Genomic DNA, 19336 nt, shown 5'->3' on the forward strand with positions numbered 1-19336 from the left:
GTCAACCCCAGCGGGTTGGCCCTCTGGGCGCCCGCTGGTTTAACAACTACGCGACTGTTACCAGCGGTAGTGTGCGAACGCCTTGTTGGCTTCAGCCATACGGTGAACGTCTTCACGTTTCTTAACTGCAGTACCTTTGTTCTCTGCAGCATCAGAAAGTTCGTTCGCCAGGCGAAGAGCCATTGATTTATCACCGCGTTTACGAGCAGCATCTACGATCCAGCGCATTGCCAGGGCATTACGACGAACCGGACGGACTTCAACTGGTACCTGATAAGTAGAACCACCAACGCGACGTGACTTAACTTCGACAGTCGGACGCACGTTTTCCAGCGCTACTTCAAAGGCTTCCAGGGAGTTTTTACCTGAACGCTGAGCCAGGGTCTCAAGCGCGGTATAAACGATTGATTCTGCAGTAGATTTTTTACCATCTACCATCAGGATATTTACAAATTTGGCCAGCAGCTCTGATCCGAACTTAGGATCTGGCAGAATTTTACGCTGACCAATGACGCGACGACGTGGCATGGAAATACTCCGTTGTTAATTCAGGATTGTCCAAAACTCTATGAGTTTATTATGACATTTAATTTAAAACGTTTGGCCTTACTTAACGGAGAACCATTAAGCCTTTGGCTTCTTCACGCCGTACTTGGAGCGAGCCTGCTTACGGTCTTTAACACCTGAGCAGTCCAGCGCGCCACGAACGGTGTGGTAACGCACACCTGGCAGGTCTTTTACACGACCGCCACGGATCAGGATCACGGAGTGTTCCTGCAGGTTATGACCTTCACCGCCGATGTAGGAGGTAACTTCAAAACCGTTGGTCAAACGCACACGGCAGACTTTACGCAGTGCGGAGTTTGGTTTCTTAGGAGTGGTGGTGTACACACGAGTACAAACGCCACGTTTTTGCGGGCAAGCTTCCAGCGCCGGCACGTTGCTCTTTGCAACTTTGCGGACGCGTGGTTTGCGAACCAGCTGGTTAACTGTTGCCATTAAATAGCTCCTGGATTTGCTTTTGCTTCGTAAACACGTAATAAATCGCCTCGTAGAATTACGAGGAGGCAGAATTTTAGGGCTGAGTCAAAGGGGTGTCAAGAAATAACCAGGTTTTAGCCGATTACCAGACCATTTGTTGCTGATGCCTGATCGTTAGCGTGACAAAGCCAGTATAGTCTATTGACTGCACACTGGTCGAAATTTGTCCAGCAAGACCGCGAGCCTGAACATCTTCATCCAGCACCCACAGCGTGGCTTCACATTCTGACAGCCGCATCAGTGCGCGACTGCCCGCTAAGGCAGCCAGCACGCCATCCTGCAGCAGCAGCAGGTCATCACCCTCACCCGCGATTAAAAGCAGGGTTTCGAGGTCACAGTATGCGGGTGAATGCATTAAGGTGTGCAGCATTAACGTCTCTTAAAAAGTCAGAATGCGATCGTAGCTGGCCAGCGTCTGCCGCAGCTCCGGCGCGTCCAGTAGCGTAACATCCAGCAACCGGTCAGCGTCAACCGCTAATCCACGCGCTATCAGCGATGCCCGGCAGAGATAGCACTGTTCAATGTCATACAGCGTCAGCACGCCAAAGGTCGCGGCATAGTGACGACTCTTAATCGCCTCAGGCTGCTGGTGCAGATTGAGCTGCAGCACGCCATCACCAATAAAAAACAGGCCGATATCTTCACTGAGTGCACCCGTAGCCAGCGCGGCATCCAGCCCTTCGCGCCCTGCACTGCTGCCATGCGGCGCCTGGGTAAAGACAAATGCGACACGATTCATCAGAACTGCACCACGCGTTCACAGCTTAGCGCCGCTTCCGCCAGCGCACCCAGGCCACTCAGCGTAAAGCCTGGCTGCAGGTTACTGCCCGCCAGCTGGAGTCGGGCCGCTTCCTGCTGATCGCTGACGCCACGCCGCAGCGCAGCCGCTACACAGATGTTCAGTGCCACACCCTGCTCCTGATGTAATGCCTGCCACGCGCGCACCAGATCAAACTCATCACTGGCCGGTGCGGTCAGCTGATTAGCGTTCAACACGCCTTCGCGATAAAAGAAAACGCTGTCAAGCTGATGACCTGCCGTCAGCAGTGCACGGGCAAACAGATATGCACTGGTCGCCTGTTGCGTACCGTAAGCCGGGCCGGTGACCAGCAGGGTATAGCGCATTACCGATCCTGTCCCTGAAAGTCGCCATTTTTAAACTGGCGGATGTAGAGATAAACGGTGTGCTTCGAAATGTTCAGCCGATCGGCCACCTGGTTGATGGCATCTTTGATATCGAAGATTCCCTTCTCATACAGGTTGAGCACAATCTGGCGATTCTTGGCATTGTTCGACACATTGCGATCAGCGCTGACTTCTTCAATGGTGAACTCCAGTGTCTGCATCACCAGATCATCGACCGAACTGGCAAAGTTGACGTTGGAGTCAACCTGCTGCATCTCGGGCGGCATAAAGGTCGACATGATCTGTGAGAACGGCACATCAAGATTCATGTTGATGCAAAGCAGGCCAATAACCCGTTGCTGACGGTTGCGAATCGCAATGGTGACTGACTTCATCAGCACGCCGCTTTTGGCACGCGTGAAATAGGCACGTGACACGTTGCTGTCCGCGCCATGCATATCATGCAGCATACGCAGGGCCAGGTCGGTAATCGGCGAACCGACTTTACGACCCGTGTGCTCACCATTGGCGATACGCACGGCCGAACACTTCAGATCTTCCAGCGAATGCAGGACGATTTCACAATGCGAGCCGATCAACATCGCCAGGCCATCCACGACAGCCTCGTACGATTTCAGAATATCGTAATCAGTTTCTTCGAACGGGCGCTGCTCCAGAAGATCGAAGTCGCTCAGTTCACCCGGATTGAATGGATTAGACATTGAAGAGTATCACCCTGAATGGCTGGAGCCTGTCACAGCGGCTTATGGGCAGACTCAATATTGGGATAATTAGGCAGGCATTAGTCTGGCAAATGTCGTCGGCTTATGCCAGAGGTTTGTCGTGAAGCTAAAATGAAACCGCCGCCCTGAGGCGGCGGTCAGCAGATTACTGCGCTTTTTCTGCAGCAGCAGGCGCAGGGGCCTGTGCTTTTTCATCTGCTTTAGGCGCGGGTTTGATATCAAGCAGTTCAACATCAAAGATCAGAGTGGAGTTAGCCGGAATGCCCGGAACGCCATTTTTGCCATAAGCCAGATTCGGTGGGATCACCAGCTTGATCTTGCCGCCTTTCTTCACGTGCTTCAGACCTTCAGTCCAGCCTGGGATAACACCGTCCAGACGGAACGAGAGTGGCTCGCCACGGGTATAAGAGTTGTCGAATTCATTACCGTCGATCAGCGTACCTTTGTAGTTCACCACGACAGTGTCGCTGTCTTTAGGTGCGTCGCCGGTACCCTCTTTCTCAACTTTATACAACAGGCCGCTTTCGGTTTTCTTCACGCCGCTCTCTTTAGCAAATTTGGTCGCGAAAGCGTCGCCCTTTTCGGCGTTCTCTTTCGCATCTTTTTCCATTTTCGCTGAGGCTGCGCCTTTCACGCGGCCTTCAAAGGATTGCAGCGTCTGCTCAATCTCTTCGTCAGACAGTTTGCTCTTGCCACCAAACGCATCCTGAACACCCGCAATAAGCTGCTGCTTATCCAGTTTGATGCCCAGTTTTTCCTGTTCCTTCAGGGAGTTGTCCATGTAGCGACCCAGTGAAGCACCCAGTGCGTAGGCAGACTGCTGGTCTTCATCTTTGAAAGCAGCATTCTTAGGTGCCTGAGGCGCGGACTGTGGCGCGGCAGCTGGTGCAGCCTGTGGCGCCGCAGCGGTGTCTGCTGCCATTGCCATTGATGCATTCAGCGCAACAGCCATGGTGGTAGCTAACAATGTGACTTTAAACAGTGATTTCATCCATTCTCCAAAACCGAAGCGTCTAACCTCGGGAAACATTGCGGACTTCAGGGCCCACACTATAACTTTACGTGGCAGTGTCGAACACTCCCACAATGTAATTACCCGGTCTACCTCCGACCTTTATAACATCGGGAAGTTTCATCAGAGATGATGCCGCGCTGGCTTTTTTCAAGCGCAACGCCTCCGGGCGTAAAAAAAACAGGTGATTCCTGGCCTTCAGGTCGTAGAATCACGCCCCGAGTCGCACCTTAACAGAGGAACAGGTCATGCAACAATCTGAGTGGGAACAGCGTCTGGAGACGTTAGAGAGCAAACTGGCCTTTCAGGAGATGACGATAGATCAGCTGAACAGCGCGGTGGTTCAGCATGAGCTGGAGATGAATAAGATGCGTGAGCAGATGCGCATCTTAACCGACAAGCTCAAAGCGAATGCGCCCTCGATCGTCGCCTCACAGTCTGAAGAGATCCCGCCCCCGCACTACTGATCGTGGGCTATCTGGCTCCGGTTAGCCGGTCAGAACCAGAGTGACAGCCAAAAGAAAGGCCACCCGGAGGTGGCCTTTAAAGCTCTGTTGAGAGTTAGTGGCTGCAGCCGCAACCGCCAGTACCACAACCGCCTTTACCGTGGTCGTGGTCGTGATCATGGCCGTGATCGTGGTCATGATGATGACCATCTGCACCGTGAACGTGGCCATGAGCCAGTTCTTCCGGTGTGGCTTCACGGATAGCGACCACTTCAACGTTGAAGTTCAGGTTCTGACCCGCCAGCATGTGGTTACCATCAACCACGACGTGATCGTCTTCCACTTCGGTGATTTCTACCGGTACCGGACCCTGATCGGTCTCTGCCAGGAAGCGCATGCCAACCTGAAGTTCATCAACGCCCATGAAGACGTCTTTAGGCACACGCTGCACCAGGTTGTCATCGTACTGACCGTAAGCATCGTTTGCCGGGATATGCACGTCAAACTTGTCGCCGGCAACGTGATCTTCCAGCGCATTTTCCAGACCAGAAATCAGGGAACCATGACCGTGCAGGTAGTCTAACGGTGCACTCACCGGTGACTCATCAACCAACACGCCGTCTTCTGTACGTACCTGATAGGCCAGGCTTACCACCAGGTCTTTTGCTACTTTCATGATATCTCCTAACCGTTGAGAGCTGAGATCCCGTCTCATTGGTCTATTTTTGCGTGCAATAACACCAACCAGAAAGGTTCGGGGTTGAGTGCAAGAGGGGTTTCGCTTTCTCTTGCGACTTCAGCCTTAATGGCGTCAATTGTAACGGAATTCAATCCCGCTGTAAGTTTAAGCGTAAAAAAAGCTGCCCGATTACGCTATTCAGGATGGAAAATGCCGATAACCTGCTCATTGGTCCGAACCTGCTCGCGCGCCTGCTTATCTGCCTCACGCATCTGGTGACCACACTTTACGCACTCCACCACATCGACATTGTTTTCACGCCACATCGCCAGCGTGTCCTTCTCCTGGCAGTGCGGGCATGTCGCACCAGCAATAAAACGTTTACGCATTAGGTTCTGCCTGTTTAAAAAAATTATTGATCATCGTCCCAGCCGTCGATCTGCCGCTTTTCGCGCTGCATTTCGCGCTGGAAGATATCTTCCAGTTCACGCCGCGCTTCACGGACGCGTGAGGCCTGCGCCGCGCTTTCAGAGAGCGTTGGCACCAGCTCGCGCAGCATCCGCATATCAAGTCGGCGAAAATGCTGCTGAGCACGGTGCGCCTGATGGGGATGCATCCCCAGCGACATCAATGTCTTACGGCCCAGCTCCAGCGCACTGGAGAAGGTCTCACGTGAGAACTGCGTGACGCCTGCCTGTAGCAGCTCATGCGCTTCCACACGGCCCCGGGCGCGCGCCTGAATCTGCAGGTGCGGAAAATGCTGCTGGCACAGATGCACGAGAGTCATCACATCTTCCGGCTCATTACAGGTGATTACAATCGACTGGGCGCTGGCTGCACCGGCGGCACGCAGTAACTCCAGCTCAGTGGCATCACCGTAATAGACCTTGTAGCCATATTTACGCATCAGACTCACCACACTGATATCGCGCTCCAGCACGGTAATGCGTGTGTTGTTCGCCATCAGCAGGCGGCCGATCACCTGACCGAAGCGACCAAAGCCCACCACAATCACCTGCGGCTGATCATCTTCGACAAAGTGTTTCTCTGCATTTTCGTCCGGCTCATTAAAGCGGCGTGCCAGCAGTCGGTCGATACCCTTCATCAGCAACGGCGTGGTCATCATCGACAGCGTCACCGTCACCAGCAGCATCGGCAGTTGATCGCCTGAGAAGAGCTTTGCCGACGAGGCCGCTGAAAAGAGGACAAAGGCAAACTCGCCGCCCTGACTCAGCACGCCCGCGAACTGCTGACGCTCGGAACTGCGCAGGCCATAAATGCGCGCCAGCAGATAGAGCACCAGCGTTTTCACTGCCACCAGCGTCACCACGCCCAGCAGGATGGTCACAATATGGGTATAGAGCACACCGAGGTTGAGCGCCATGCCCACCGAAATAAAGAACAGGCCCAGCAGCAGACCCTTAAACGGGTCGATAGCGACTTCCAGCTCATGCCGGTATTCACTTTCTGCCAGCAGGATCCCGGCAATAAAGGTGCCCAGCGCCATCGACAGCCCGAGCGCATCCATAAACAGCGCGGAACCCAGTACCAGCAGCAGCGACGCTGCGGTAAAGACTTCGCGCACGCCTGATGCCGCGATGTAACGGAAGATCGGCCGCAGCAGATAGCGTCCGCCCACCAGCATGCCGGCAAACGCCAGCACTTTCATGCCGACCTTCATCCAGTCTATGTGACCGCTGTCGGTGCCGGCCAGCAGCGGGATCAGCGCCAGCGCCGGGATGACCGCGATATCCTGAAACAGCAGCACCGAAAAGCCCAGTTGCCCCGCTTCGCTGCGGTTCATGCCCTTATCCATCATCAGCTGCAGCGCCATGGCGGTCGAAGACATCGCCAGACCAATCCCGCCGATGATTGCCGCCTGCCAGCTAAAGTTGGTCAGCCACAATAAGCCGCCCAGAATAGCCGCTGAGAAGATCACCTGCGCCGCGCCGACGCCAAAAATGGAGCGGCGCAGCGCCCACAGCTTTGCCGGGTTCAGCTCCAGCCCGATAATAAACATCAGGAAAACCACGCCGAGCTCAGAGAAGTGGAGAATCTCATCGACGTCGCTGATAAAGCCTAATCCCCACGGGCCGATGGCGATACCTGCCACCAGATAGCCCAGAACTGCACCAATACCGAGGCGAGCCGCCACCGGTACAATCAAGACCGCCGCGACCAGATAAATCACCCCGGCGGTCAGCAGCGTTTGCCCTTCCATCTATACCCCTCCATTCGGCAGCGGTGCTGCCAGCCAGTCGCCATAGGCGCGGGCATAATTTTTCATTAACTCCGGACTCTGCCGACGCGCCCAGTAGACGATCATCGGTGGCATCCAGTGCATACGGCACATCTGCGCGGTCAGCTCAAAAGGACGCATAATGTCATTGAGCGAATAGCGGTTCAGACCCTGCTGTTTAAAGGCACTTTCCGGTTCCCCGGTCGTCACCACGCTGCGCCAGTACTTGCCTTCCAGCGCATTGCCATCCACACCATTGGCGAAACCGCGTGACAGAACGCGATCCAGCCACTCTTTCAGCAGCGCCGGACAGCTATAGGTATAGAGCGGATGCTGGAAAATGATGACGTCGTGTTCGCGCAGCAGCTGTTGTTCATAGTGAATATCGATAAAAAAATCCGGATAGGTCGCGTACAGATCGTGCACGGTGACGTGTTCCAGTGCCTGAGCCGGCTGTAGCAGAATCCGATTTGCGATCGAATCCTGTGATTCCGGATGAGCATAAAGCAGCAAAACCCTGGGTGGCTGCGACATCCTTTCCCTCCAAAGCGTCGTCATTGGTGCGGTTTTCCGCTACCATGCACGACGCAGCAAAATCTCATTATGTTGCCAGTAAATTAACATATTCTGACGATACGGCGCTTACATGATTGTCTTCTCAGCCTTACAAATTCGCCGCGGCATCCGCGTCCTGCTCGACAATGCCACCGCCACCATTAATCCCGGCCAGAAGGTCGGACTGGTGGGTAAAAACGGCTGTGGGAAATCCACGCTGCTGTCGCTGTTAAAAGGTGAAATCACCAGCGATGCCGGTACCGTCACGTTCCCCACACACTGGGCGCTGGCCTGGGTGAATCAGGAAACCCCTGCGCTGGATAAAGCCGCGCTGGAGTATGTGATTGATGGCGATCGCCAGTATCGCCAGCTTGAAGCAGAACTGGCGGAAGCCAATCTGCGTGACGATGGCAATGCCATTGCGCTGTTGCACGGTCAGCTGGACGCGGTGCAGGCGTGGAGCATCCATGCACGCGCCTCAAGCCTGCTACACGGTCTGGGCTTCAGTCAGGAACAATTGCAGCGTCCGGTCAGCGATTTCTCCGGTGGCTGGCGTATGCGCCTTAACCTGGCACAGGCGCTGATTTGCCGTTCCGATCTGCTGCTGCTGGATGAACCGACCAACCACCTCGATCTCGATGCGGTCATCTGGCTGGAACGCTGGCTGAAGAGTTATGAAGGCACGCTGATCCTGATCTCGCACGATCGTGACTTCCTCGATCCGGTCATCGACAAAATTATCCATATCGAACAGGAGTCGATGTTCGAATACACCGGCAACTACAGCTCCTTCGAGCGGCAGCGTGTCGCCAAACTGGCTCAGCAGCAGGCGCTGTATGAGAGTCAGCAGGAGAAAGTAGCGCATTTACACAGTTACATTGATCGCTTCCGCGCCCAGGCCACCAAAGCCAGGCAGGCGCAGAGCCGCATCAAGATGCTGGAGCGCATGGAGATGATCGCGCCGGCCCATGTCGACAACCCGTTCAGCTTCACCTTCCGCAAGCCGGAGAACCTGCCTAATCCGCTGATGAAAATGGAGAAGGTCACTGCGGGCTATGGCGACCGTATCATTCTCGACGCCATCAAACTCAACCTGGTGCCGGGATCGCGCATCGGCCTGCTGGGACGTAACGGCGCCGGTAAATCGACCCTGATCAAGCTTCTGGCGGGTGAGCTGGAAGCGATGGACGGCAAGATGGGGCTGGCGAAAGGGATCAAGCTCGGTTACTTCGCCCAGCATCAGCTGGAGTACCTGCGGGCTGATGAGTCGCCGCTGCAGCATCTGTCGCGCATAGCACCTAAAGTGCTGGAACAGCAGCTGCGTGACTATCTGGGCGGCTTCGATTTCCGCGGCGATAAAGTCACTGAAAACACCGAACGCTTCTCCGGCGGTGAGAAAGCGCGACTGGTGCTGGCGCTGATTGTCTGGCAGCGCCCTAACCTGCTGCTGCTGGATGAACCGACCAACCACCTGGATCTCGATATGCGCCAGGCACTGACCGAAGCACTGATCGACTTCGAAGGTGCGCTGGTCGTGGTCTCGCACGACCGTCACCTGCTGCGCGCCACCACCGACGATCTCTATCTGGTTCATGATGGCAAAGTGGATGTGTTTGAGGGCGACCTTGATGATTATCAGCAGTGGCTGAGCGATCTGCAGAAACAGCAGGCGCAACAGGATGTCGCGCCGAAGCAGGATAACGGCAACAGCGCCCAGGCGCGTAAAGACCAGAAGCGCCGTGATGCCGAACTGCGGACCCAGACGCAGCCGTTACGCAAAGAGATAGAGAAGCTGGAAAAGCAGATGAGCAAATGGCAGAGCCAGCTGGCCGATGCTGAAGCGCAGCTCTCAGACAGTGCGATTTATGATCAGAGCCGTAAAGCGGACCTGACCGCCGCGCTGCAGCGTCAGGCGGAGAGTAAATCTGCGCTGGAAGAGGTTGAGATGGCGTGGCTGGAAGCCCAGGAACAGCTCGAACAGATGATGGCCTCATAAAAACAATCTCCCCGTTCGCGAGGAGATTGAGATTGTTGACAAAGTCTGCCCCGGCCAGCGGTGAGATCGAGCATGCGAAGGGAAAACGCGCCGTTCGGAAAGTCGCTTAAACCCTCCATGGCCGCTCGGCCCGCGCGATTACGCACCTCATCCCTGAGGTGCGCCCGTAGCCGGGCCAACGCGTTGCGTTGTTCAAAAACGCCTGGCGTTTTTGTCCCAGGCGCGGGACGCTTGCCTCCTCTGTCCGTTCTCCCTGCGCTTTTAGCTAATGCGTTACTGGCAGGGCAACCCTGACTGGGTTTGTCAGCAGTCTGAGATTCTTATTTAACGGGGTTTATCCCCCAGCACGGTTGCCCGCTGCATGATCCGCCGGGCAGGATAGTAGTCGGCATTGGCGTAATGCTGCGTGACCCGATTATCCCAGATTGCCAGATCGTCTGGCTGCCAGCGCCAGCGCACCTGGAACTCCGGTTTAGTCGCATGCGCAAACAGGAAGCCCAGCAGCGCATCACTCTCCTTCTCGCTTAACTCCACAATCCGCGTGGTAAAACCCTCATTCACAAACAGCGCTTTTTTGCCGCTGACCGGATGCGTACGGATCACCGGATGCTGCACCGGTGGATGCTTAGCCACCGCCTGCTGCCAGCGCTGATGCTCCTCTTCGGTTTTGCGGTACTTGTACTCCTGAAATGACTTTTTGAAATCATGCTCGGCGTTTAACCCGGCCAGCAGTTGCTTAAAAGGTTCCGAAAGCGCCTCGTAAGCCGCAATGCCACTGGTCCAGAGCGTGTCACCGCCCGCTTCCGGCAACACTTTTGAGGCCAGTAAAGCGATAGCCGGTGGCGTGTCGATAAAGGTGACATCGGTGTGCCAGTTGTCGTTATCTGGCGGATTATCCCGATGCGTATCCAGCACGATTATCTCCTCAACGCCTTCTGCGTGGGGATAGACCGGATGGATATGCAGGTCGCCAAAGCGAATCGCCAGTGCGCGGTGCTGTTCCGGCGTCATCTTCTGGTCACGCAGAAACAGCACCTGATGACGCAGCAGGCCATGGTAAAGCTGTTCAAACTGCGCATCACTTAATGGCCGGGAAACATCCAGGTTAGAGACCTGCGCGCCGATATAGGGGCCAAGCGGGGTAAAACTGAGACGTTCATTCATGACTGTTCTCCACTCCAGGGCGTCAGACGGCGCTGTAACGCGCGGAGCCCGAGTTCTAAGCTAAAAGCGATAAAGGCGATCACTGCGATACCCGCCAGTACCACATCGGTGGCGAGAAACTCTCCCGCTGACTGCACCATGAAACCGAGGCCGCGCGTGGCGGCAATCAGCTCCGCTGCCACCAGCGTTGACCAGCCCACTCCCAGCCCGATGCGCAGACCGGTCAGAATCTCTGGCAGCGCGCCCGGCAGGATCACCCAGCGCAGCAGCTGCCAGCGGTTAGCCCCCAGCGAGCGAGCGGCGCGAATCCGTACCTGCTGCGTGTTACGCACCCCGGCCAGGGTAGAGAGTGTTACGGGCGCGAAGATCGCCAGATAGATCAGCAGGATTTTCGACGTCTCACCAATGCCGAACCAGATCACCATCAGCGGCAGATAGGCGAGTGGCGGAATCGGGCGATAGAGCTCGATCAGCGGATCGAGCAGGCCGCGAGCGACCGGGCTGAGGCCCATCAGAATCCCCACCGGAATACCGATAGCGGCAGCAGCCGTCAGCGCAATCAGCATCCGCGTCAGGCTGGCAGCCAGATGCTGCCACAGCGTGGCATCCATAAAGCCCTGCGCGCTGGCAATCACCAGCAGCTTGCTGAACACCTGCTGCGGCGACGGCAGGAACAGCGGAGCAATCAGGCCCAGCGCGGTGACGCCCCACCAGAGCAGTAACAGCAGAGAGAGGCTCAGCACGCTCAGCGTAAAGGCGGTTGAAAATGGCCAGCGCAGCCTGCGGCGCATCGGCAGAGACTTATCGTGGATTAACGCGCTCATGCAAACGCCTCCCGCTGATCAAACACCCGGCTCAGCACATATTCGCGCTGAGCGATAAACTGCGGATCGGATTTGATGCTGCGGCACGACTCTCCGGCGGCAAAACGGCGGCCAAATTCGGGCCGCAGCCGCTCCACGATGCGGCCCGGTCCAGGCGACAGCAGAATCAGTTCGCTGGCGAGGAAAATCGCCTCTTCTATATCGTGTGTAATCAGCAGGATCTGTTTACCGCTGTCGCGCCACAGCGTCAGCAGCAGTGTCTGCATCTGCTCACGGGTAAAAGCATCCAGTGCGCCAAACGGCTCATCCAGCAACAGCAGTTGCGGATCGGTGGCCAGCGCGCGCGCAATACCTACCCGTTGACGCTGACCGCCGGACAACTGCCAGATGGCGCGCTTTTCCGCCCCTTCCAGCCCGACCTGCCTGATAAGTTTCCGCGCTATGACCTCACGTGCCTGGCGCGGCATCCCCGCCAGTTGCAGTCCAAAGGAAACGTTATCCAGTACGTTGCGCCACGGCAGTAACCCTTCATGCTGAAACACCACGCCGCGCTCCGCGCCTGGCCCGATCACCGGCTGGTTATCCAGCGTGATGCTGCCCGACTCCACCGGCAGGAATCCGGCCACCAGATTCAGCAGCGTGGTTTTGCCACAGCCGGAGGGGCCGAGCACGACCAGCAGTTCGTGGCTGTCCAGGTGCAGATTGATATCCTGCAACACCGGCTGTCCGGCATAACGGGCATTAAGGTGAGCGATACGCAGCATAGTGCCTCCTTATGGTTTAACTAATGGCGCGACGAAGCGGGAGGTTACATAACTGCTGTAGTCGTTATCTGCCTGCGGCACCCGGCCCTGCGCTTTCAGGAACTGCGCGGTATCGACGATCGCCTTATTGACCGGTTTACCCAGCTGCTCAACCTGCTGCTGCGCCGTCAGGTAGGTATTGCCCTTCACCAGACCGGGAACCTGCGCTTCCGGCACGCCACTGAGGCGTGAGAGTTTGCTGAGGTTATCGGGCTGCTTCAGCCAGCTGTCGGGACTGTTAAGATAGGCCTGCTGCGCATCGATCGCGCTGCGGGCAAAAGCGGTGACGATCTCGGGATGCTGTTCGGCAAAATCTTTGCGTACTACCCAGACGTCCAGCGTCGGCGAACCCCAGCTCCCCACTTCCGCAGAGTCGGTTAACACTTTGCCCTCTTTCTCCAGCTCATTGACTGCAGGGGCCCAGACATAGGCACCATCAATATCGCCACGCTGCCAGGCCGCGATAATCGCTGGCGGCTGCAGGTTTATCAGCTGCACCTGCGACGGCGTAATGCCCCAGTGTTTCAGTGCAGCCAGCAGGCTGTAGTGAGTAGTAGAGATGAACGGCACCGCAATGCGTTTGCCAATGAGATCTTTAGGAGAGGTAATGGTCTTTTTTACCACCAGCGCTTCAGAGTTGCCCAGCTGAGAGGCGAGTAAAAACGCTTCAATTGGCAGTTTCTGCGCTGCTGCGACCGCTAACGGGCTGGAACCGATGTTGCCAATCTGCACGTCGCCGGACGCCAGTGCGCGTAAGACGCCTGCACCGCTGTCAAACTTTCGCCAGTCAACGCTGGCCCCGCTCTCTTTCGCAAAACTGTTGTCAGCCTGCGCCACTTTCGCGGGTTCGGCTGAGGTCTGGTACGCCACGGTGACATTGACCGCATCAGCCTGAAACGCCAGCAGCGCCAGCGCTGCGGCTAAAAAAGTTAAACGTGTTGCTGCCATGATCATTACCCCGCCATTTTTATAGTGGAGGTAGTGTCTGCGGCCGCTATAGTTTCATAAAGGAATTAAAAATTATCCCTAATAGAAATAAGTTCTTAGATCACTATCTGCAAAACTAAGTCAAAAATCGCAAATGCTGAAAATAGCTAAAGTAAGCAAAAATGTCAGGCGCTCACATTGTCCCTGTGCTATTGATATGCGTTACCAATTTTTGCCTGTTAAGGTCTCTGTATCCGATGTCGATCGAGAAAGTCGCTCAGCTGGCTGGCGTCTCCAAAGCCACGGTATCGCGGGTTCTCAACGCGCATCCCGGCGTAAAGCCCGATACGCGTGAGAAAGTTCTGGCGGCAATCTCTGCCTGCGACTATCAGCCCAATCTGCTGGCGCGTCAGCTGCGTACGGCGCAAAGCAACATGCTGCTGGTGCTGATCTCGGATATCACTAACCCCTTCTGTTCACGCGTGGTTCAGGGCATTGAGGCCGAAGCGGAACTGCACGGCTATCATATCCTGCTCTGTAACTCCGCCTCGCAGCTTCAGCGCGAAGCCGCCTATCTGAGTTTGCTGACCGGCAAAGTGGTGGATGGTGTGATTACCATGGATGCGGCCTCCGGCTTACAGGATTTGCAGGCGCTGATCGCCGGAGCCCCCTGGGTGCAGTGCTGTGAATTTAATCCCGACATCCCCGCCTCCTCAGTCAGCATTGATCACCTTGAAGCGGCGCGTGACACCGTCCATTACCTCGCCGGTAAAGGGCGTAAACGCATCGGGCTGGTCAATGGCGACATGCGCTACCTCTACTCGCATCATCGTGAAAAAGGCTACCGGCAGGCGATTGAGGAGCTGGGGTATGCGTGGTCCGGCGTCTCTTATACCTGTGAGATCTCCCCTGAAGCAGGCAGTCAGGGGCTGCGGGAGTTGATGGCGCTGCCGGAACCGCCGGATGCGGTGTTTGCGGTATCAGATGTATTGGCGGTGGGCGTGGTACATGCGGCACTGGAAGCAGGTCTGCGCGTGCCGGAAGATCTGGCGGTCGTCGGGTTCGATGGCGTGCCGTTTACCCGCAGCCTGAATCCGCCGCTGACCACCATCGAGCAACCGATGAACCAGCTGGGCGCGCGCAGCGTGCAGCTGCTGCTGCAGAAGATCCGTAATCCGAATGCGCCGGTCATCCGTGAAGTGCTGCCCTGGACGCGCGTTGAACGCGCATCCAGCTGACTTAATGCCAGATTAACAGCACGCAGGCAGCAGTCAGTAGCCCCATAGCGAGGTTAAAGATTTTCCAGGCACGACGGCTGCGCAGAATGCGGCCGATCATCGCGCCAAATCCCATCCAAATCACGCCCGAGACGAGATTAACCAGAAACATACCGACGCTTATCGCCATCACCGAATGGCGATACGCATCACCGGCCAGACTGAAGCTGGCGACCGCGCCCAGTGCCATCAGCCAGGCCTTTGGATTGATCAGCTGCAGCAACCCACCCTGCCAGAACGGCATCGGCGCATCCGGCGCCTGGTCAGTTTCCAGCTTTTCATAACTGGCGGTAGCGATTTTCCATGCCAGCCAGAGCAGATAGAGGCTACCGGCGATTTTCAGCACCAGGTGCAACGAAGGATAAAGCAGGATCAGACCGCCTACGCCAAAGGCCACCATCAGCAGCATCACCTGCATACCAATCATGATGCCGATCATCAGCGGAATGGTGCGCATAAAGCCAAAATTAGCGCCTGAGGCGGTGAGTAACATATTATTAGGCCCGGGCGTAATCGCCGCGACCCAAAGAAAGCCCAACATTGATAAAAAAAGACTGAGTTCCATGGCAATCGGGTACTCCTTACCCCTGCAAGAAAAAACTTATCGAAGCTAACAGTGAGATATGGAACAGACAAGCTTTTACCACATGAAATTTACCGGACCGGAAAACGAGCAGTTCACGCCGCCTGACAGCCTGCGTAACGCCCACCTGCAGACAATGCTGCCGCGCCTGCTGCGTCGCCGTGTCACGTTCGCGCCTTACTGGCAGCGACTCGATCTGCCGGATGGCGATTTTGTCGATCTCGCCTGGAGCGAAGATCCCCAACAGGCGCAGAATAAGCCGCGTGTCGTGCTGTTTCATGGGCTGGAGGGCAGCTTTCACAGCCCCTATATTCATGGCCTGATGGCGATCTGCCGCGCGCGCGACTGGCTGGCGGTAGTGATGCATTTTCGCGGCTGCAGCGGCAAACCCAACCGGCTCAATCGCATCTATCATTCCGGCGAAACGGAAGATGCCCGCTTTTTTCTGCACTGGCTGCGTACCCGCTGGGGCCAGGTGCCGACCGTGGCCGTCGGTTTTTCGCTAGGCGGCAATATGCTGGGCTGCCTGCTGGGCCAGCAGGGCGCAGCTGCCGAAGTGGAGGCAGGCGTCATTGTCTCCGCCCCACTGCTGCTGGAGCCATGTAGCGTAAAACTGGAACATGGCTTTTCACGCTTCTATCAATACTATTTGCTGGCGCAGCTGAAGAAAAATGCCCGCCGCAAACTGCACGCCTGGCCGGATACGCTGCCGGTCAATCTGGCGCAGTTAAAAGCGCTGCGGCGACTGCGCGATTTTGATGATGCGATTACCGCCCGCGCCCACGGTTTTGTCGATGCGGCCGATTACTATCATCGGGCCAGCGCCATGCCCTGGCTCAAACGCGCAGAGAAACCGCTGCTAATCATCCACGCCAAAGACGATCCCTTTATGAGTGATGAGGTGATTCCGCACAGCAGCCAATTATCTGCCACTATTACTTATCAACTGACACCACACGGCGGCCACGTCGGTTTCGTCGGCGGGACGTTACGCCAGCCCGAAATGTGGCTGGAACAGCGCATCCCGCAGTGGATCGCCCCTTTTCTGGATACCTGATCTCGTGATTATTCCCTGGCAACAGGTCTCTCCTGAGACCCTTGAAAATCTGATTGAAACCTTTGTGCTGCGTGAAGGCACTGACTATGGCGAGCATGAACGTAGCCTGCTGGACAAGGTGGCTGATGTGCGACGCCAGCTGGAAACCGGTGAAGTGGTGCTGGTGTGGTCGGAACTGCATGAATCGGTCAATATCATGCCGCGTAAAGAATTTCGTGGCTGATGCACCCGGCACCCTTTCATGATAACAATGCTCATCGTCCGACCTCACAGGGAGCTTTTCTATGTCTGCACGTCATCCCATTATCGCGGTGACCGGTTCCAGCGGCGCAGGAACCACCACCACCAGCCTGGCGTTCCGCAAAATTTTTCAGCAGCTTGACCTGCATGCGGCGGAGCTGGAAGGTGACAGTTTTCACCGCTTTACCCGCCCTGAAATGGATATGGCGATTCGTAAGGCACGCGATCTGGGACGTCATGTCAGCTACTTCGGCCCGGAAGCCAATGACTTTGGCCTGCTGGAGCAGAGCTTTAAAGAGTATGGTCTCAGCGGGGAGGGGCAGTCGCGTAAATATCTGCACACTTACGATGAGGCGGTGCCGTGGAATCAGGTGCCCGGCACTTTTACACCCTGGCAGCCGCTACCGCAGAACACCGATATTCTTTTTTATGAAGGATTGCATGGCGGTGTGGTGACAGCGCAGCACAACGTGGCGGAACAGGTCGATCTGCTGGTGGGCGTGGTACCGATTGTTAACCTGGAGTGGATTCAGAAGCTGGTACGCGACACTGGCGAGCGCGGTCATTCACGTGAAGCCGTAATGGATTCCGTGGTGCGCTCAATGGAAGATTACATCAACTACATCACACCGCAGTTTTCACGCACCCATATCAACTTTCAGCGCGTTCCAACCATCGATACCTCCAACCCGTTCGCAGCCCGCGCCATTCCGTCACTGGATGAGAGTTTTGTGGTGATCCACTTTCAGGCGCTGGAAGATATCGACTTCCCCTACCTGCTGGCAATGCTGCAGGGCTCGTTTATCTCGCACATCAATACGCTGGTGGTGCCCGGCGGCAAAATGGGTCTGGCGATGGAGTTGATCATGGGTCCGCTGGTGAAGCGGCTGATGGAAGGTAAGCGGATAGAGTAAGAGGTCAAAAGGGCCTTTCCAGACTAATGCCAATGCAGGATCAATCTGACAGCAGCGAAAATGCTTAACACGCAGGGAACCGGGTCAGAAAAGGAAAGCGTCCCGCGCCAGGGACGGCGCGGGACGAGCGGCCAGGGATTGGCTGAAGCGACTTTCCGATCTGACCCGGTTCCCAGCGCAGGCACAGTTTCAACGCGGATTCCCTATGCAGGCACAATCTGACAGCGGACCGACACAAACCGCTCTGACCCTGTTCACAACGCAGGCACAATCTCAAAGCGGATTTCCGGACCAGGCACAGTCTTAAAGCAACCTGCATCAGATACTGGAAGTGAAGTTAGCAGGTCTGCAATAACCCCTGCGGCTACTAAAGTTCGATCACTTCATAGCTATGCGTAATGTTGACGCCTTTACCCAGCATGATGGCCACCGAGCAATATTTTTCAGCCGAAAGATCGACCGCGCGTGAGACCGCTTTATCCTGGAGCGCTTTGCCACTCACGATAAAATGCAGGTTGATGTGCGTAAAGATTCGCGGCGCCTCTTCACGACGTTCTGAGGTCAGTTTTACTTCACAATCAGCCACATCGTTGCGGCCTTTTTGCAGAATTGATACCACGTCAATCGCGCTGCATCCACCTGCCGCCATCAGCACCATTTCCATTGGGCTGGGCGCTTTATCACCTGAATTGCCATCCATCAGTATCTGATGGCCGGATGAGGATTCTCCAAGGAATGTCAGCCCTTCTACCCATTTCACTCTTGCCTGCATGATTTTTGCTCCGGAATACGCTGTTTTGTCGCCAGAGTACGCTTTCGCCTGGTAAACAGCAATCCAGAGAAATCCGCCTGTAGCTGAAGCGAGACAACAGAAGACAGTCGGCAAAAGCTGTGCTACAAACAGTGCTGAAAATATTTTTCGTCACCCGATGGCGAAGCCGGGAAGAATGATGCGCACTGCGCCTGATGCGGCCCGAATAATTTCCTGAAAAGGAAACGCTTGAAGCTTTCACCGCCTGACAGGGAAAACTGCCCCCTGTATTTTGGGCACGATTACAACAGAGGATAATAGCGAATGGTTCTCGGCAAACCGCAAACAGACCCTACACTCGAATGGTTCCTGTCCCATTGCCATATTCACAAGTATCCATCCAAAAGTACGCTGATTCACCAAGGTGAAAAAGCAGAAACGCTTTACTACATCGTGAAAGGTTCCGTCGCGGTTCTGATTAAAGATGAAGAAGGCAAAGAGATGATTCTTTCCTACCTGAATCAGGGCGATTTTATTGGTGAGCTTGGCCTGTTCGAAGAAGGTCAGGAACGCAGCGCCTGGGTACGTGCGAAAAGCGCGTGCGAAGTGGCGGAGATTTCTTACAAGAAATTCCGTCAGTTGATCCAGGTTAACCCCGATATCCTGATGCGACTCTCATCGCAGATGGCGCGTCGCCTGCAGGTGACGTCTGAAAAAGTGGGTAACCTCGCTTTCCTCGACGTTACCGGCCGCATTGCACAGACTCTGCTTAACCTGGCGAAGCAGCCAGATGCCATGACGCATCCCGACGGCATGCAAATTAAAATCACTCGTCAGGAAATTGGTCAGATTGTGGGTTGTTCACGTGAAACCGTGGGCCGTATTTTGAAGATGCTGGAAGATCAGAACCTGATCTCCGCACACGGCAAAACCATCGTCGTTTACGGCACCCGCTAATTC

The 19336-nt window shown here is 55.7% G+C and carries 24 protein-coding genes; 7 read left to right on the forward strand and 17 right to left on the reverse strand.

Features of this window, described 5'->3' with window-relative positions; genetic code table 11:
• Positions 1 to 57: 57 nt before the first annotated feature.
• The 7 genes from rpsG to fkpA form a co-directional block, all read right to left on the reverse strand.
• The gene (gene rpsG / locus NIM72_RS10365; protein ID WP_009087603.1) at positions 58 to 528 is read right to left on the reverse strand and encodes a 30S ribosomal protein S7; all 471 of its coding nucleotides are present in this window, start codon (positions 526 to 528) and stop codon (positions 58 to 60) included.
• 96 nt (positions 529 to 624) lie between these two features.
• A complete protein-coding gene (rpsL, locus tag NIM72_RS10370) occupies positions 625 to 999 on the reverse strand; it encodes a 30S ribosomal protein S12 (protein WP_003852912.1) in 375 nt (124 codons plus the stop codon).
• A 124-nt stretch (positions 1000 to 1123) separates the two neighbouring features.
• Positions 1124 to 1411, reverse strand: coding sequence for a sulfurtransferase complex subunit TusB (tusB, locus tag NIM72_RS10375; protein WP_161733620.1), 288 nt, complete (start codon positions 1409 to 1411; stop codon positions 1124 to 1126).
• A 9-nt stretch (positions 1412 to 1420) separates the two neighbouring features.
• Positions 1421 to 1780 (reverse strand): sulfurtransferase complex subunit TusC, encoded by a 360-nt coding sequence (tusC, locus tag NIM72_RS10380; protein WP_161733622.1) that lies wholly within the window; start codon positions 1778 to 1780, stop codon positions 1421 to 1423.
• A complete protein-coding gene (gene tusD, locus NIM72_RS10385) occupies positions 1780 to 2166 on the reverse strand; it encodes a sulfurtransferase complex subunit TusD (protein ID WP_161733624.1) in 387 nt (128 codons plus the stop codon). The genes tusC and tusD overlap by 1 nt, the downstream gene beginning before the upstream one ends.
• The gene (locus NIM72_RS10390) at positions 2166 to 2888 is read right to left on the reverse strand and encodes a transcriptional regulator (RefSeq protein WP_013359249.1); all 723 of its coding nucleotides are present in this window, start codon (positions 2886 to 2888) and stop codon (positions 2166 to 2168) included. Before NIM72_RS10390 ends, tusD begins: the two co-directional genes overlap by 1 nt.
• Positions 2889 to 3054: 166 nt before the next feature.
• A complete protein-coding gene (gene fkpA, locus NIM72_RS10395) occupies positions 3055 to 3900 on the reverse strand; it encodes an FKBP-type peptidyl-prolyl cis-trans isomerase (RefSeq protein WP_253420218.1) in 846 nt (281 codons plus the stop codon).
• Positions 3901 to 4169: 269 nt separating this feature from the next.
• Here fkpA and NIM72_RS10400 point away from each other — a divergent pair, with 269 nt between their 5' ends.
• Positions 4170 to 4388 (forward strand): SlyX family protein, encoded by a 219-nt coding sequence (locus tag NIM72_RS10400; RefSeq protein ID WP_161733626.1) that lies wholly within the window; start codon positions 4170 to 4172, stop codon positions 4386 to 4388.
• Between the two features lie 94 nt (positions 4389 to 4482).
• Here NIM72_RS10400 and slyD read toward each other — a convergent pair whose 3' ends face one another.
• The 4 genes from slyD to kefG form a co-directional block, all read right to left on the reverse strand.
• On the reverse strand, positions 4483 to 5043 hold the full coding sequence (gene slyD / locus NIM72_RS10405) for a peptidylprolyl isomerase (RefSeq protein ID WP_161733628.1): 561 nt from the start codon (positions 5041 to 5043) through the stop codon (positions 4483 to 4485).
• A gap of 197 nt (positions 5044 to 5240) precedes the next feature.
• Positions 5241 to 5435: a YheV family putative zinc ribbon protein gene (locus NIM72_RS10410; protein ID WP_161733630.1), complete on the reverse strand. Its 195-nt coding sequence runs from the start codon at positions 5433 to 5435 to the stop codon at positions 5241 to 5243.
• Positions 5436 to 5458: 23 nt separating this feature from the next.
• Positions 5459 to 7267, reverse strand: a complete 1809-nt coding sequence (kefB, locus tag NIM72_RS10415; RefSeq protein WP_161733632.1) for a glutathione-regulated potassium-efflux system protein KefB — start codon at positions 7265 to 7267, stop codon at positions 5459 to 5461.
• Positions 7268 to 7819, reverse strand: a complete 552-nt coding sequence (gene kefG, locus NIM72_RS10420; protein ID WP_033784144.1) for a glutathione-regulated potassium-efflux system ancillary protein KefG — start codon at positions 7817 to 7819, stop codon at positions 7268 to 7270.
• A 112-nt stretch (positions 7820 to 7931) separates the two neighbouring features.
• Here kefG and NIM72_RS10425 point away from each other — a divergent pair, with 112 nt between their 5' ends.
• Entirely contained in the window at positions 7932 to 9836 is a 1905-nt protein-coding gene (locus tag NIM72_RS10425; RefSeq protein ID WP_253420220.1) for an ABC transporter ATP-binding protein, read from the forward strand.
• Positions 9837 to 10160: 324 nt separating this feature from the next.
• Here the strand turns inward: NIM72_RS10425 and tauD are convergent, their stop codons facing one another.
• From tauD to tauA, 4 genes are read right to left on the reverse strand one after another with little or no spacing between them, the layout of a single operon-like run.
• A complete protein-coding gene (tauD, locus tag NIM72_RS10430; protein ID WP_161733636.1) occupies positions 10161 to 11000 on the reverse strand; it encodes a taurine dioxygenase in 840 nt (279 codons plus the stop codon).
• Positions 10997 to 11824 carry a taurine ABC transporter permease TauC gene (gene tauC, locus NIM72_RS10435; protein ID WP_161733638.1) on the reverse strand — a complete coding sequence of 276 codons (828 nt, stop codon included), beginning with the start codon at positions 11822 to 11824 and terminating at the stop codon, positions 10997 to 10999. The genes tauD and tauC overlap by 4 nt, the downstream gene beginning before the upstream one ends.
• On the reverse strand, positions 11821 to 12588 hold the full coding sequence (gene tauB / locus NIM72_RS10440) for a taurine ABC transporter ATP-binding subunit (RefSeq protein WP_222924921.1): 768 nt from the start codon (positions 12586 to 12588) through the stop codon (positions 11821 to 11823). The genes tauC and tauB overlap by 4 nt, the downstream gene beginning before the upstream one ends.
• Positions 12589 to 12597: 9 nt before the next feature.
• Complete coding sequence (gene tauA, locus NIM72_RS10445; RefSeq protein WP_253420222.1) at positions 12598 to 13575, reverse strand: taurine ABC transporter substrate-binding protein; 978 nt, start codon at positions 13573 to 13575, stop codon at positions 12598 to 12600.
• Between the two features lie 236 nt (positions 13576 to 13811).
• Between tauA and NIM72_RS10450 the strand changes: the two genes are divergently transcribed.
• Positions 13812 to 14792, forward strand: coding sequence for a LacI family DNA-binding transcriptional regulator (locus tag NIM72_RS10450; RefSeq protein ID WP_161733644.1), 981 nt, complete (start codon positions 13812 to 13814; stop codon positions 14790 to 14792).
• A gap of 1 nt (position 14793) precedes the next feature.
• Here the strand turns inward: NIM72_RS10450 and NIM72_RS10455 are convergent, their stop codons facing one another.
• Positions 14794 to 15396 carry a LysE family translocator gene (locus tag NIM72_RS10455; protein ID WP_161733646.1) on the reverse strand — a complete coding sequence of 201 codons (603 nt, stop codon included), beginning with the start codon at positions 15394 to 15396 and terminating at the stop codon, positions 14794 to 14796.
• Between the two features lie 58 nt (positions 15397 to 15454).
• Here NIM72_RS10455 and NIM72_RS10460 point away from each other — a divergent pair, with 58 nt between their 5' ends.
• From NIM72_RS10460 to NIM72_RS10470, 3 genes are all read left to right on the forward strand, one after another.
• Complete coding sequence (locus NIM72_RS10460; protein ID WP_253420224.1) at positions 15455 to 16471, forward strand: hydrolase; 1017 nt, start codon at positions 15455 to 15457, stop codon at positions 16469 to 16471.
• A gap of 4 nt (positions 16472 to 16475) precedes the next feature.
• On the forward strand, positions 16476 to 16694 hold the full coding sequence (locus tag NIM72_RS10465; protein WP_013359263.1) for a YheU family protein: 219 nt from the start codon (positions 16476 to 16478) through the stop codon (positions 16692 to 16694).
• Positions 16695 to 16755: 61 nt separating this feature from the next.
• Positions 16756 to 17625, forward strand: a complete 870-nt coding sequence (locus NIM72_RS10470; protein WP_222924918.1) for a phosphoribulokinase — start codon at positions 16756 to 16758, stop codon at positions 17623 to 17625.
• A gap of 367 nt (positions 17626 to 17992) precedes the next feature.
• On the opposite strand, the gene NIM72_RS10475 is transcribed toward NIM72_RS10470, so the two are convergent.
• On the reverse strand, positions 17993 to 18397 hold the full coding sequence (locus NIM72_RS10475) for an OsmC family protein (protein WP_010253071.1): 405 nt from the start codon (positions 18395 to 18397) through the stop codon (positions 17993 to 17995).
• A gap of 303 nt (positions 18398 to 18700) precedes the next feature.
• On the opposite strand from NIM72_RS10475, the gene crp reads away from it, so the two are divergent.
• Positions 18701 to 19333, forward strand: coding sequence for a cAMP-activated global transcriptional regulator CRP (gene crp / locus NIM72_RS10480; RefSeq protein ID WP_003852956.1), 633 nt, complete (start codon positions 18701 to 18703; stop codon positions 19331 to 19333).
• Positions 19334 to 19336: the final 3 nt, after the last annotated feature.

This window comes from Pantoea sp. B550, assembly GCF_024158165.1.
Lineage (GTDB): Bacteria > Pseudomonadota > Gammaproteobacteria > Enterobacterales > Enterobacteriaceae > Pantoea > Pantoea alfalfae.